Genomic DNA, 14480 nt, shown 5'->3' with positions numbered 1-14480 from the left:
CGTAATGGACCAGTCACCTTGGCACGCGGGCGAAAAACAGTTGCAGGCACACGTCGGTGTTGCCCAGCGAATGGAGGAGTTGGGTCGTAGGGTGGTTCGCACTGAGATGCCGGACCAACACCGCAAATTCTATGAGCAACTGCCGTTCATGCTGTACGGCGCAGTGGACATCGACGGCAATCCTTGGGCGAGCATTCTTGAAGGGCAACCGGGCTTCGCTCATTCGCCCCAGCCGGGTGCGCTGCAATTCAACAGCTTGCCGGGGGCGGATGACCCGGCGCAATTGACCGATGGCGCGGCGATCGGCTTGTTGGGGATCGAACTGCACACGCGGCGGCGCAACCGCCTCAATGGTCGCGTCGGCGCCGTGACGGCGAATGGCTTCGGCGTAACGGTCGAACAGTCCTTCGGCAACTGCCCGCAATACATTCAATTGCGGCAGTTTCGTTCGGTGCCGCTGGCGGATCCCTCGACGCGCATCGCGCAGCACATGGGCGGTCTGGATGACGCTGCCAAAGCCATGATTGCCGACGCCGATACCTTCTTTGTCGCCAGTTATGTGGATGTGGACGGCCGACGTTCGGTGGACGTTTCCCACCGTGGCGGTCAGGCCGGTTTCGTACACGTGGAAGGTAATCGACTGACCATCCCGGACTTCGCCGGCAATCTGTTCTTCAATACCCTGGGCAACCTGTTGATCAATCCACGGGCGGGTTTGCTGTTTATCGATTTCAACTCCGGCGACCTGCTGCACCTCAGCGGTCGTACCGAAATCATCCTTGAAGGCCCCCAAGTAGAAGCCTTTCAAGGCGCCGAGCGTCTGTGGACATTCGAGGTGGAGCAGGTGGTACGTCGGCCCGCGGCACTGGCTCTGCGCTGGCGCTTCGACGGCGTATCGCCCACCAGTTTGCTGACGGGCACCTGGGAGCAGGCCAACGCACGCCTGCAAGCCCGGGCGCTGGGTGATCATTGGCGGCCGCTGCGGGTGGTGCGCATCGAAGCGGAAAGCCACAACATCCGCTCGATCTATCTGGAGCCCGCCGATGACGCCGGGTTGCCGCTGTTTCAAGCGGGGCAGCATTTACCGCTGCGGTTCAACATTGGCGGTGAGGTGCATATCCGCACCTACAGCCTGTCGAGCGCGCCGTCCGATGACTTTTTCCGCATCAGCGTGAAGCGAGAAGGGCGGGTGTCTTCGCATCTGCATGAGCAGGTTCGTGTCGGTGACCTGCTGGAAGCCCGCGCGCCGCAAGGGCATTTCACCGTGGCAACCCATGAGCGTCGGCCGCTGGTGTTGTTGGCCGCCGGCGTAGGCATTACGCCTTTGCTGTCGATGGTGCGGGAGGTGGTGTATCAAGGCCTGCGCACCCGGCACATTCGGCCTACATGGTTTTTCCAGAGTTCGCGCACGCTGGCGGATCAACCGTTTCGCTCCGAGCTGGATCGTTTGCTGGATGACGCCGGAGATTCGGTGCGGGTGCTGCGTCTGCTCAGTCAGCCGGAGGCCGATGCTCACGAGGGTGAGGACTTTGACCTGACCGGACGGATAGACGCCGCGTTGCTGAAGAACATCCTTGAAGTGGAAGACTACGATCAGCTGGATTTTGTACTCTGCGGGCCGGGCAGTTTTACCCAGGGGCTGTACGACAGCCTGCGGGAACTGGACATCCGTGACAGCAGGATTCACGCCGAGACCTTCGGCCCGTCGACCTTGCGTCGCCGGCCGGACCCCGACGCGGTGGTCATCGAGCAACCGCCCGCCGCTACCACGTCGGTGCCGGTGGTGTTCGAGCGTTCGGCCAAAGAAGCCCGCTGGCAACCCGACGGCGGCAGTTTGCTGGAGTTGGCGGAAAGCCGCGGTTTGCGCCCGGAGTTCAGTTGCCGCGGCGGTTCCTGCGGGACCTGTAAGACTCGCCTGATCAGCGGTCAGGTGAATTATCCACAGCCACCAGCGGAAGTGCCGGAAGTAGGACATGTCCTGATTTGTTGTGCGATTCCGGCGCAGGGCTCGCAGCCTTTGGTGCTCGACCTGTAGCATCTGACGCGGCGTGTAGGAGCGAGCGATGCGGCGACCCGACTTGCCCGCGAAGGCGTCCTAAACTCCGCCAAATGCTTCGCGGGCAAGCCTCGCTCCTACAAGATGAGATTCAGGCTTAGGAGTTTTATGGTTTTTCTCGCTCGCCTGTCAGGCTTGCTGGTGATGCTGGCTTTGCTTAGCGGCTGCGAACAACAGGACGCACCGCCGCTCGATCAGCAACTTTATGTATGGCAACGACAATGGACGCCGGCCCACGAAGCCGCACTCAAAGACAGCCGTGCGGATTTTGCGACCCTGCGGGTGCTGGCCTTGCAGGCATTCCCCAAGGCGGGCTGGAACCGGGCGCGAATCGACCCGGTGCTGCTCAAACGGGATGGCCGGCCGCTGATTGCGGTGATTCGTCTCGATGGCCAGCTCAAGTCGCTGGATCAGGACGAGGTCTCTGCGCAGATCCTGCAAGTGCTCAGCGATTGGCAGGCGCAGGGGCTGGTGCTCTCCGGCGTGGAAATCGACCACGATGCCGGGAACGCTCGGCTACCGGCTTATCGGAAATTCCTCACGGATTTGCGCGCGGTGCTGCCGGCTTCCATGCCGTTGAGCATTACTGCGCTGCCGGCGTGGCTCGACAGTCCTGAACTGCCTGCATTGTTATCCACAGTCGATAGCAGCGTGTTGCAGGTGCATGCGGTGAGCGACCCGCGCATGGGATTGTTTGACCCGGATCAGGCCAGAAAATGGGCCGGTGCCTGGAGCCGCATCACGTCGAAACCTTTTTATCTGGCGCTGCCGGCCTATGGCGTAGCGTTGTTGCCGCAGGCCGGCGGCGCACCCGACGTGGAAAGCGAAGTGCCCATTGAGCGCGTCGGCGAGCGCCGGGAATTGCTGGCCGATCCGCAGCAACTGAGCACACTTGCTACCCAGTTGCGCGACGATCCACCGGCTCATCTGGCCGGGCTGATCTGGTTTCGCCTGCCATTGGTCAATGATCGCCGGGCCTGGAGCCTGACGACCTTGCGCGCCGTGGCCCGTGGCGATGCCCTCGATAGTCGCCTGACGCTGAAACTCTCGGCGCAGGATGGCCTCTATGACGTCAGCATCAGCAATCAAGGCAACCTCGACAGCGCCTGGCCCGAACGCCTGACGCTCGCCGCACGAGGTTGTGAAGGCGCCGATGCGCTGGCCGGTTATGCGTTGCAACAAAGCCCGGATCTGCTTACCTTCACCCGCCTGCGCGACGGTCGGATCCCGGCCGGTGGGCAGCGCGCCATTGGTTGGGCACGCTGCACAAACATTGATCAAGGAGGTTCGAATGTTCACCCGTAACTGGCCCCGCCATTTGCTTTGCCTGAGCCTCGGTTTTCCACTGGGTTCGGCAGTGGCCTGCGGGCCGGATTTCCCTATGCGCCTGCTCGATAACCGGGGCCAGTCGCTGGCGGAGCTGCCGGAAGGCAACTTCCGGTTCGAGATCAGTCGTCTCGGGCAGGCGATTACGGGTTTGAAGAACGTCAGCGAAGTCGTCTACAGCATGGATGCGCCTGACTATGCCGTGCAGCGCGACGACGCCGAACAGGCTGGTTTGACGGCGCAGCAGCAGGCGTTGGTCAAACAACTGCGCACGCTGAGCGATGCTCATCAGGTCGAGGCGCAGGGCGCAAGTCTGCCGACCGAGCTCAGGCTCTATCTGGCAGGCGCCGTGGCGTTCAGCGCCGGTGACCATGGATTGGCCGCCGATTACTTCCAGAAAGTGCTCGCATTGCCGGCGGATCAACGCGCGTTGCGCAGCACGTGGGCCGCTTATTCGCTGGGCCGGGCGCTGTTTGCCATGAGCAGCGAAGCGGACGCCACGCCCGATCTGCTGACGCAGTCGCGCAAGGCCTTTGAGCAGGCGCGCCAGTTGAGCATCGACGGTTTCAGCGACCCATTGGAGCTTGGCGTCGCCAGCCTCGGCGAAGAGGCGCGTGTCGCTCGCACGGCGGGCGATTGGGACAACGCTATAAAACTCTACGCCACGCAAAACCTCCACGGTTCCGTAGTGGGTTACACCTCATTGAAGCTGTTGATGGCCGATCTGGCGGCGATGCCTGACGAGCAACTGGCCGCGTTGCTTAAAGGAAAACCGGTGCAGCAGCTGGTCACGGCGTCGCTGATCAGCCGGTTGGGTTGGTCATTTGGTGATCAACCGCCGAGCGAGCAAAAACTGATCAAGCTGCTGCAGAACAGCACGCGCGGCAGCCTCGACAATGCTGATCGGCTGGCGGCCGTGAATTATCAACAGGGCGATTACGCCAGCGCCAAGGCCTTCCTTGAACACGCCGGCGACGGTGGCCTGGCGTGGTGGCTGCGGGCGAAACTGGCGATGCGCGAGGGTGATAAGACGGCTGCCGCCGCCGCGTACGCCAAGGCTGCCCAGGCCTTCCCGCAGAACGAATCCTGGGGCGAGCGACGGACGCCGGACTGGGATTTCGAAACGCTTCATCCCAAGTGTCGTGTCGAGGGGGAAAGCGCGATCCTGGCGTTGCAACGTGGGGATTATTTGCAGGCATTCGATCAGCTCTATCGCAGCAACGACATTTATTGGTTCGACGCTGCGACCGTCGCTGAGCGTGTGCTGACCGTCGATGAACTCAAGCATTACGTCGACACTCAAGTGCCGGCGCCGCCAGCACTGACTCAGGAGGATCGCGATAACTACGTGCCGTTGTCGGTGGCGGCGAAGTTGCGCAACCTGCTGGGGCGGCGATTGTTGCGTGAGGGCCGTTATGATGAGGCGCCAGGCTATTTCGACAATGCCGACTTGCAGGCCAAGGCCAAGTGGTACGGGGAGTTGCGCCACGACGCCGAATCGAAATGGTGGCCAACCAAACGGGCATTCGCTTATTACCATGCCGCGACCGTGGCTCGTTTCGACGGAATGGAGCTGTTGGGCTACGAGATGTCTCCGGATTACGCCACTTTCGGTGGTAATTACAGTCTCGAGGCTCCCGAGCTCAAGGTCGGCCCGTTGATGGCCGAGGGTGAGGTGAAACGCCAGCAAGCCACGTTGGCGCAACCTGATGAGCGTTTCCATTACCGGTTTGTTGCCACCGCGCTGGCGAGTAAAGCGGCTGATCTTTTACCCCACAGCAGTCAGGCTTTCGCGTCGGTGCTGTGCAAGGCTTCGTCGTGGGGTACGAACCTGCAAGAGCAAAGCGCGTTCTACCGTCGTTATGTCGAGGAAGGCCCGTATGTCGTCTGGGCGGGGGATTTCGGTCACCAATGCCAGGACCCGGACTTTCAGCGCGCCGACAAGCGCTACGTCACCCAGGTCACCGACGCCGTGCGCTCCGAGCTGCGGCCTTACAAAAAAACTTTGCAGATCGGCGGTGTGTTGGCGGTCACGGCAGCGGCATTGTTACTGATCAATCGTCGTCGCCGTAAGTCGCAGTAAGGTTCAAACCTGTTGAACAAAGGTCAGTCGCAGGGCAAAACCAATCAACAGGCTGCCAAACAACCACTGCTGTACGCGCTGGGCCGAAGGACTGCGTTGCAGCCAGCGGCCAAGCGCGGCGCCGGCCAAGGCGTACGCGCTGTCGAACAACAAACCGACACTGACCAGCACCACGCCCAGGGTCGCGAATTGTGCGAGCACCGGCCCTGCATGCGGATCGATAAACTGCGGCAGCAGCACCGAGCAGAACAGCAGCGCCTTGGGGTTCAGCAGGTTGGTCAACAATCCGCGCTGAATGGCTTCGCGCCAACGAGGTTTTCCACAGGCTGAATCTGCGCCGTTCAGGCTCGGGAGCATCGTGGTCCGCAGGCATTGAATGCCGATCCACAACAGGTACGCGGCCCCGGCCAGGCGCACCAAATCGAACGTCCAGGGCGCGGCCTTGAACAGTGCCGCCAGCCCCAGTGCCGCCAACGCCACGTGACAACCCCGGGCAATGCCCAATCCCACCGCCGTGGCCAGCGCCGCGCCTTTGCCCTGACGAGCGCCGGTTTGCAGCAGCAAAATCATGTCCGGGCCTGGGAGCAGGTAAACCACTGCCAGCGCCATGAAAAACAGCCAAAGCCCCGCCATGCTGCACCCCTTTCGTTGTCGATTCGGTAGCGCCAGTCTAGGGCTGAAACACAGGGCAGGTGGTTGCGTAGTTTGCTTCTAAACAGTCTTGAATTGGCATAACCTGCCATTCTCTGACGCCTATACCATCAGGATCTGCCAAACATGAAACTGGACGCTTACGACCGAAAAATTCTCGCGGCCCTGCAACGTGACGGTCGTTTGAGCAACGTACAACTGGCTGACGAGATTGGTCTGTCCGCGTCCCCCTGTTTGCGTCGGGTGCGGATGTTGGAGGAGGCCGGGGTGATTCGCGGCTATCAGGCCAATCTGGATCGCGATGAAGTCGGGTTGGGGCTGACGGTGTTTGTCGGGGTCAAGGTCGAACGCCACAACGACGAACAGGCCGAAGCCTTCCGTGTGGCGGTGATGGCGTTGCCCGAGGTGATTTCGGCGTTTCTGGTGTCAGGGGAATCGGATTTTCTGTTGCAGGTGGTGGTGCCGGATTTGCGTGCTTATGACCGCTTTCTCACCGGGCGTTTGCTGAAGTTGCCGGGCGTGAGCGACATCCGCAGCAACTTTGCGATTCACACTGTGAAAACGCCGGGCGCGTTGCCTCTAGAGCATTTGCCGCTTTAAACCGAGTTGCCCCCTTCGCGAGCAAGCCCGCTCCCACATGTGATCTGTGGCGTACACAAAACCAGTGTGGGAGCGAGCCTGCTCGCGATGGCGATAGATCAGTCTCATCAGGTCTCCAGCCCTACATCTGCGTCGCCATCCCCTCAACATTCATCGCCGCCTGGCGCAACGCCTCGGAGCGAGTCGGGTGTGGATGACAGGTCAGGGCAATATCTTCAGCCGAAGCACTGAACTCCATAGCCACGCAATATTCGCCAATCATTTCACTGACGCTCGGGCCTACCAGGTGCACGCCAAGAATCTCGTCGGTGCGCTCATCGGCCAGCACTTTGGCGAAGCCTTCAGTCTCGTGGTTGATCTTCGCCCGGCTGTTGGCGGTGAAGGGGAATTTACCGACCTTGTACGCGCGGCCCTCAGCCTTGAGTTGCTCTTCGGTCTTGCCGACGCTGGCCAGCTCCGGCCTGGTGTAAATGACGTTGGGGATCAGGTCGTAGTTGACCTCGCCTGCCTTGCCGACGATCTGCTCGATACAGGCCATGGCTTCATCTTCGGCCTTGTGCGCAAGCATCGGCCCCGACGTGACATCGCCGATGACCCACACGCCTGCCGCTTCAGTGCGATGACCCTTGTTGGCGAGCATGCCGCGTTTATCCGTGGCGAGGCCGACGTTCTCCAACCCCAGCCCCTCGGTGTAAGGCCGGCGCCCGATGGCGACCAGCACGTAATCGGCTTCGAGTAGTTCGGCAGTGCCGCCGGCGGCCGGTTCGACGCTGAGCTGAACGCCGTTCGCCGAGGTCGTGGCGCGGGTGACTTTCGAACTCAGCTTGAAGCTGATGCCTTGCTTGCTCAGCGAGCGTTGCAGGGTTTTGCCCGCTTCGCCGTCCACACCAGGGCAGATCCGGTCGAGAAACTCGACCACGGTCACCTGTGCGCCCAAACGCCGCCACACCGAGCCCAATTCCAGGCCAATGACCCCGGCGCCAATCACCACCAGATGCTTGGGCACTTCGGACAAAGAAAGCGCACCTGTGGAATCGAGGATGCGCGTGTTGTCGATGTCCACGCCGGGCAGGGGAGTGGGCTCGGAGCCGGTGGCAATGATGATGTCCTTGGCGCTCAGCTCAGTCTTGCCGCCCTGGCTGTCCGTTACCGTGACTTTGCCCGGCCCGTCGATATGGCCCCAGCCCTTGATCCAGTCGACCTTGTTTTTGCGGAACAGAAACTCGATGCCCTTGGTCAGTCCGGCAACACTGTCATCCTTCTGCTTCATCATTTGCGCGAGGTTCAGCGTGGGTTTGACCTCGATACCGAGGTTGGCAAATTCCGCACCCATGGCCGCGTCATACAATTCAGAAGCATGCAGCAATGCCTTGGACGGCATGCAACCGACGTTCAGGCAAGTGCCGCCGAGGGTGGCGCGGCCTTCGACACAGGCGGCTTTAAGGCCCAACTGGCCGGCGCGAATCGCCGCGTTATAGCCGCCGGGGCCTCCGCCCAGTATCACGACGTCATAGTTGCTCATGGATGTACTCCTGAATTGGATGGGAATCGGGCTGGATAAACGTAGTTCCTGAATAAAATTACGAGCGTAATATGTGCGCAGCCACGCCTTTCGGTCAAGGCTTCAGCCAAGCGACAGGTTGAGCGTCTTTAGATAAAGAGATTTAGTACGAAAATTTCACGGCTTTCGTTATATCGTAACGAATTGCGACGTGAGCAAAGAAAATCACTGGGGTGGTATGCAAGTCGATCTCGAGATTGAGGGCGCAACGGTAGCCGGGCTACCGCGCTTTCAGCAGGCAGTCTTTCAAGGGCGGCGATTGCGGCAGTTGGCAATCGGCCTCGGCGCGCTCGCAGGAGCAGGCTGGGTGCTGGCGTTTTTCGTCGGGCTGTTTGCACCGCAGTCGCTTTGGCCTGCGGTGCTGGTCAATCAGAGCGCCGGTTTGCTGGTGCTGGTCGCCGGGCTGCAATCGGCGTGGTGGGTGACGCAGTGGCGTGAAAGGGCGATGAACCCTGCGATGCTCCCTGTGGAAGTCGCCGCTGAATCGCCGCCGGAGGGCTGGTATGAACGGCTGCTGGAGCGGATCAGCCAGCGATGGTTGCGGCTGCTGGCGCAGATCGGCGCCTCGACGCTGTGGCTTGGCGCTTGGGCGCTGCTGGTAGTGTTCAGCATCAATCAAGTCTGGAACCTGGCCCTGCCTCCCGCTGCGCTCGGTTTTTCCGCGAGTGTCGCGGCGGCATTGTCGTTACTGCTGGCCTTCGGTTTGCTGGTGCTGGAGCGGCAACTTGCCCAGGAAAACGTGGCCCAGTGGCCCGAAGCAGGTTCGCTTGCGCAGCTGACGCGCGTGGCAATCATCTGTCTTGTGCTGAGCGCGCTGTGCCTGTTGTTGGGCAGCGAAGCGTCGGTTTGGCCGGTACGTCTGGCTGTACTGATTGGCCTGCTGCCGGGTCTGGTCGCGGTCGAGCTGTTGCTACGCGCGGTGTTGTCACTGTTCAGTCCGCAGCGTGAACAACTCGAACCTGCGTTGCTGGCGCGAAGCTTCGTCGCCGACATGCTGCGCTGGCCGCCCCAACCGTTGCTGGCGCTGCAACACGAATTACATAACCGCTTCGGCATCGATCTGCGACAGATCTGGGCCTTCACTTACATGCGCCGGGCATTCGTTCCGGTGCTGGCGGTGGTGGCACTGGTCGGTTGGTCGCTCACCGGCATTCACGAAATTTCCCTGCAAGGGCGGGGCATCTATGAGCGTTTCGGCAAACCGGTGGAGGTCTTCGGTCCCGGTTTACACGCAGGCCTGCCGTGGCCGCTGGGCCGAGTGTTGAGTGTCGAGAACGGCGTGGTCCACGAGTTGGCCACCAGTGTTGGCGAAGCGGCGGCGCCGATTGTGGCTGAACCGGCAGAAGGTCCGGCGCCGACGACGGCCAATCGCTTGTGGGACGCCAGCCACGTGAACGACAAGTCTCAGGTGATTGCCAGCAGTCGGGCCGACAAACAGAGCTTCCAGATCGTCAACATGGACGTGCGTTTTGTCTATCGCATCGGCCTCACGGATCAAGCGGCGTTGGCCGCGACGTACAACAGCGCCAACGTGCCGACACTGATCCGCAGCACCGCCAGCCGGATTCTGGTGCACGACTTCGCGTCTCGTACCCTAGACGGACTACTCGGTGAGGACAGGGTAGGGCTCGCCGAAGAGATTGGCCGCGCGGTGCAGGCGGACCTGGAAAAACTCGACAGCGGCGTGGAAATTCTCGCGACTGTGGTTGAAGCGATTCACCCACCGGCCGGCGCGGCCAACGCTTATCACGGTGTGCAAGCGGCGCAAATTGCTGCGCAGGCCTTGATCTCGCGTGAGCGCGGCGCGGCTGCAGAGGCCACCAATCAGGCGCAATTGCAGGCCAGCATCGCACGGGATCAAGCGACGGTCAGCGCGCGTGAAATCAATGCGGCTGCGCAAGCGGCCGATCTGAAATTCAGCGCCGAGCAAAAGGCCTACGCCAGCGCGGGCCAGGCTTTCGTGCTGGAACAGTATTTCAGCCAGCTCTCCCAAGGCCTGACCAACGCCAGGTTGCTGGTTCTCGATCATCGTCTGGGCGGCAGCGGCAACGCGCCGACCATCGACCTCCGTACTTTCACGCTGCCGGTTGACCCTGCATCGGCGCGTAAAACTGCTCAGCCAGGAGCTGCCAATTGAGCCAGTCGCACACTCACGATCACGATGATCACGCCGGCCACGATCACGGTCATGGCGGGCATCATCACGGGCATCACCATCACCACCACGGCGATCCGCAGGAAGCGGGTCCATTCCCGTGGCGGCGCATGGGGTGGGCGGCGTTGCTGGTGGCGTTTGCCATCGCCGCCGCGAGCCTGGTGCAGGTGCGCTCCGGCGAAGCCACGGTGATCACGCGCTTCGGTAATCCGTCGCGGGTGTTGCTGGAGCCGGGGCTGGGCTGGCGTTGGCCCGCGCCTTTTGAAGCGGCGATTCCGGTCGATTTGCGTTTGCGCACCACGTCCAGTGGTTTGCAGGATGTGGGCACGCGCGACGGTTTGCGCATCATCGTTCAGGCTTACGTGGCGTGGCAGGTGCAGGGCGATCCGGACAATGTGCAGCGCTTCATGCGCGCCGTGCAGAATCAGCCGGACGAAGCGGCGCGGCAGATTCGCACCTTCGTCGGCTCGGCACTGGAAACCACGGCCAGCAGTTTTGACCTGGCCAATCTGGTGAACACCGATGCCAGCCAGGTGCACATCGCTGATTTTGAAGCGCAGTTGCGTCAGCAAATCGATCAGCAGTTACTCGCCACTTATGGCGTTCGTGTGCTGCAAGTTGGCATCGAACGATTGACCTTGCCGTCGGTGACCCTGACCGCCACCGTCGATCGCATGCGCGCCGAGCGTGAAACAATCGCCACCGAACGCACGGCCATCGGCAAACGTGAGGCAGCGCAAATTCGCTCTGCTGCCGAGCGTGATGCGCGAATCGTCCAGGCCGATGCCACGGTAAAAGCCGCCGACATCGAAGCTCAATCACGGGTCGAAGCCGCACAGATTTACGGCCGCGCTTACGCGGGTTCGCCGCAGCTGTATAACTTGCTGCGCTCCCTCGACACCTTGGGCACCATCGTCACACCTGGCACCAAACTGATTCTGCGCACCGATGCCGCGCCGTTCCGGGTGTTGGTTGACGGTCCGCCGACACTCGATAACAAGTCCGGATCGCAGCCATGAGTTTGGTTCCACGTGGAACAAATGAGTTAAGCAGCCCCTGGATTCAGGCCGGGCGATTGGCTTTTCTCGCCCTGTATGCGGTGACAGTCTTGGCCGCGTTGGCGTGGGCATTCTCCAACGTGCGGCAAATCGATCCGCAAAATCGCGCGGTGGTATTGCACTTTGGCGCGCTGGATCGCATTCAGAATGCCGGTCTGCTGTTGGCGTGGCCGAGGCCGTTCGAGCAAGTGGTTTTGTTGCCAGCGGCGGATCGGGTGATCGAGCGTCGAGTCGATAATCTGCTGCGCAGCGATGCTGCGCTGCAGGCCGACCGAGCAGCCACTTTCGCCACGCCGCTCAGTGATGCGCTGGCAGGTTCCGGTTATCTGCTGACGGGTGACGCGGGTGTGGTGCAACTGGATGTGCGGGTGTTTTACAAAGTCACCGAACCGTATGCGTTCGTTGTTCAAGGTGAACATGTGCTGCCGGCACTGGATCGCTTGGTGACTCGCAGCGCCGTGGCACTCACCGCCGCACGAGATCTGGACACCATCCTGGTGGCGCGCCCGGAGTTGATCGGCGCGGATAATCAAGCGGCGGAAAGACGCGAACGCCTGCGCGGGGATTTGGTACAAGGCATCAATCAACGACTCGCGCAATTGACCGCAACGGGGCAGGGACTGGGGATCGAAGTGGCGCGCGTGGATGTGCAGTCGAGTCTGCCAGGACCTGCGGTCAATGCTTTCAACGCCGTTCTGACGGCAAGTCAGCAAGCCGATAAAGCCGTGGCCAATGCCCGCACCGAAGCCGAGAAACTCACTCAGGCCGCCAACGAGCAAGCCGACCGTGCGCTGCAAGTCGCCCACGCTCAAGCCAGCGAACGGCTGGCCAAAGCCTCCGCCGACACGGCCACGGTATTGAGCTTGGCCAAGGCGCAACAACAAGGCACCGACCCGCAAATGCTGTTGCGCATTTACCGCGAGCGCTTGCCAAAAATCCTCGGTCAGGCCGGCTCGGTGACCACGGTTAATCCGAAAGACGATTCCCGCCTGATCATTCAGGGAGCTGCACAATGACCGCCCAAACTGCCGCCGCACCGAGCATGTTGTCCTCGGCCGAACAACGCAGCGCTGCACGCCAACTGACCCTGGCCATGCTCGCGCTCGGCTTGCTGGCGCTCGGTTTGATCTGGCGCTGGTGGTCGCCGGAGCAGACGGGCGTCAGTCAATTGCTGCTGGGTTTTGCCTCGTTGCTGGTGGCCGTGCCGGTGATGCGTTCTGCTTGGTACAGCCTGCGTTATCCCAGCTTGCACGGGATCACCGATCAGTTGATTGCGTTGGCGATGTTGGGTGCCTGGGCAACGGGCGATCTGCTGACCGCTGCGTTGTTGCCGATCATCATGATCTTCGGTCATGTGTTGGAAGAGCGCAGCGTGATCGGTTCCCAGGAGGCGATTCACGCACTCGGCAAACTGACACGCAGCCATGCGCGCAAGGTTCAGGCGGATGGCTCCATCGTCGAAGTCGACAACGGCACGCTCAAGGCTGGCGACCGCGTGGAGGTCCGCGCCGGTGATCGAGTGCCGGCCGATGGTCGTGTGCTCTCCGGTCAGGCGAGTCTCGATACCGCATCGATCACGGGCGAGTCGGTGCCGGTGGAGGCGGGCGTTGGCATGACGGTGTTCGGCGGGGCGATCAACCTTGATGGCCTGCTGCGCATTGAAGTGACCCGTACCGGCAATGAATCGACACTCGGTAAAGTCATCGCGCTGATGCAAAGCGCCGAGCGTTCCAAGCCGCCAATCACCCGTTTGCTGGAGCGCTACGCTGGTAGCTATATGGTGCTGGTGTTGTTGCTGGCCGCAGTGACCTGGTTCATCACCAACGATGCGCAAGCGATGCTCGCGGTGTTGGTGGCAGCCTGTCCGTGTGCGTTGGTGTTGTCGGCACCGGCCACGGCGATTGCCGGCGTCGCGGTTGCCGCACGACATGGGATTCTGATCCGCAGCTCGGCGTTTCTCGAGGAGCTGGCTGATCTGACGTCGCTGGTGGTCGACAAGACCGGGACGCTGACCTTCGGCACCTTGCGCCTGCAATCGATCGACAGTCCGCTGGAAGATCGCAACCACGTGCTGAAACTGGCTGCCAGCCTGGGCTCTGCCAGCAGTCACCCGGTCAGTCGCGCGCTCGCCGGGTTGGTTACTCAGGAACATTTTCTGCTGCTCACGGACATTCACGAACGTCAGGGCCTGGGCGTGGTAGCGATGACCGAACAAGGCGAAGCAGCACTCGGGCGGCCGGAGTTGTTCGCGCAATTGGCAATCGCCACTTCAGCGGTTCCTGAACACGATGGCCCGATCGCCGGGTTGGCGCTCAACGGTGAATTCCTGGCCTGGCTGTTGCTCGCGGACAGCGTGAAGCCTGAAGCGCGATTCGCCTTGAGTGAATTGCGAGAACTCGGGTTGGGCCGGCAATTGTTGCTCACCGGCGATCGCCAAAGCGTCGCGAATACGTTGGCCCTGGATGTCGGGATCAGCGATGTCGAAGCCCAGGCCTTGCCCGAGGACAAACTCAACCGTGTGCTGAAAGAAATCGGCAGCGGTTTCCGGCCGATGGTGGTCGGCGATGGCATCAATGATTCGCTGGCACTCAAGGCCGGTGTGGTCGGCGTCGCCATGGGGGCGGGCGGTGCGGATATTGCCTTGGCTTCAGCCGATATCGTGCTGATCGGCAGCGACCTGCGTCGGCTCGGCACTTGCGTACGTTTGAGTCGTCAATGCCGGCAGACGTTGCAGGTCAACGTGATCATCGGTCTGGGCTGGACACTGGCAATTGTTGCTTTCGCTGCCTTCGGCTGGCTCGGTGCGGCAGGGGCGATGATTGCTGCGCTGCTGCATAACCTGAGCACGTTGCTGGTATTGGGCAACGCCGGACGGCTGCTGCGTTTCCAGGAGCCGTTGCTCAAGATGAAGGATGACGTCTAAGCGATGTGAACATTTCAGAACTGTGCGCGAAATTCGCAGTCATCTAGTGTGAGGGCAATCACTTCTG

Annotated in this window: 10 protein-coding genes; 8 read left to right on the top strand and 2 right to left on the bottom strand. The window is 61.5% G+C overall.

Annotated elements, in window-relative coordinates:
• Window positions 1-4: 4 nt before the first annotated feature.
• The 3 genes from J4E42_RS08505 (at window position 5) to J4E42_RS08495 (ending at window position 5465) form a co-directional block, all read left to right on the top strand.
• Window positions 5-2035 (top strand): pyridoxamine 5'-phosphate oxidase family protein, encoded by a 2031-nt coding sequence (locus J4E42_RS08505; RefSeq protein ID WP_207284995.1) that lies wholly within the window; start codon window positions 5-7, stop codon window positions 2033-2035.
• A 129-nt stretch (window positions 2036-2164) separates the two neighbouring features.
• On the top strand, window positions 2165-3361 hold the full coding sequence (locus J4E42_RS08500; RefSeq protein ID WP_207284994.1) for a DUF3142 domain-containing protein: 1197 nt from the start codon (window positions 2165-2167) through the stop codon (window positions 3359-3361).
• A complete protein-coding gene (locus tag J4E42_RS08495) occupies window positions 3348-5465 on the top strand; it encodes a hypothetical protein (protein ID WP_207284993.1) in 2118 nt (705 codons plus the stop codon). The genes J4E42_RS08500 and J4E42_RS08495 overlap by 14 nt, the downstream gene beginning before the upstream one ends.
• Before the next feature lie 3 nt (window positions 5466-5468).
• Here J4E42_RS08495 and J4E42_RS08490 read toward each other — a convergent pair whose 3' ends face one another.
• On the bottom strand, window positions 5469-6098 hold the full coding sequence (locus J4E42_RS08490; RefSeq protein WP_008041366.1) for a LysE family translocator: 630 nt from the start codon (window positions 6096-6098) through the stop codon (window positions 5469-5471).
• Between the two features lie 144 nt (window positions 6099-6242).
• Between J4E42_RS08490 and J4E42_RS08485 the strand changes: the two genes are divergently transcribed.
• Window positions 6243-6716, top strand: a complete 474-nt coding sequence (locus tag J4E42_RS08485) for an Lrp/AsnC family transcriptional regulator (RefSeq protein WP_008027506.1) — start codon at window positions 6243-6245, stop codon at window positions 6714-6716.
• Between the two features lie 121 nt (window positions 6717-6837).
• Here the strand turns inward: J4E42_RS08485 and lpdA are convergent, their stop codons facing one another.
• Window positions 6838-8238 carry a dihydrolipoyl dehydrogenase gene (gene lpdA / locus J4E42_RS08480; RefSeq protein ID WP_192228156.1) on the bottom strand — a complete coding sequence of 467 codons (1401 nt, stop codon included), beginning with the start codon at window positions 8236-8238 and terminating at the stop codon, window positions 6838-6840.
• Between the two features lie 217 nt (window positions 8239-8455).
• Between lpdA and hflK (J4E42_RS08475) the strand changes: the two genes are divergently transcribed.
• Genes hflK (J4E42_RS08475) through J4E42_RS08460 form a run of 4 tightly spaced genes read left to right on the top strand, consistent with a single transcriptional unit; the run spans window position 8456 to window position 14413 of the window.
• Window positions 8456-10414, top strand: coding sequence for a protease modulator HflK (hflK, locus tag J4E42_RS08475; protein ID WP_207285034.1), 1959 nt, complete (start codon window positions 8456-8458; stop codon window positions 10412-10414).
• Window positions 10411-11451, top strand: a complete 1041-nt coding sequence (gene hflC, locus J4E42_RS08470) for a protease modulator HflC (RefSeq protein WP_032828679.1) — start codon at window positions 10411-10413, stop codon at window positions 11449-11451. Before hflK (J4E42_RS08475) ends, hflC begins: the two co-directional genes overlap by 4 nt.
• Window positions 11448-12506, top strand: coding sequence for a protease modulator HflK (hflK, locus tag J4E42_RS08465; RefSeq protein ID WP_008027495.1), 1059 nt, complete (start codon window positions 11448-11450; stop codon window positions 12504-12506). Before hflC ends, hflK (J4E42_RS08465) begins: the two co-directional genes overlap by 4 nt.
• Window positions 12503-14413 (top strand): cation-translocating P-type ATPase, encoded by a 1911-nt coding sequence (locus J4E42_RS08460; protein ID WP_008027494.1) that lies wholly within the window; start codon window positions 12503-12505, stop codon window positions 14411-14413. Before hflK (J4E42_RS08465) ends, J4E42_RS08460 begins: the two co-directional genes overlap by 4 nt.
• The last annotated feature ends 67 nt before the right edge of the window (window positions 14414-14480 follow it).

The sequence above is a fragment of the Pseudomonas sp. FW300-N2A2 genome, assembly GCF_017351735.1.
GTDB lineage: Bacteria > Pseudomonadota > Gammaproteobacteria > Pseudomonadales > Pseudomonadaceae > Aquipseudomonas > Aquipseudomonas migulae.
This window is presented reverse-complemented; position numbering and strand designations above follow the sequence as displayed.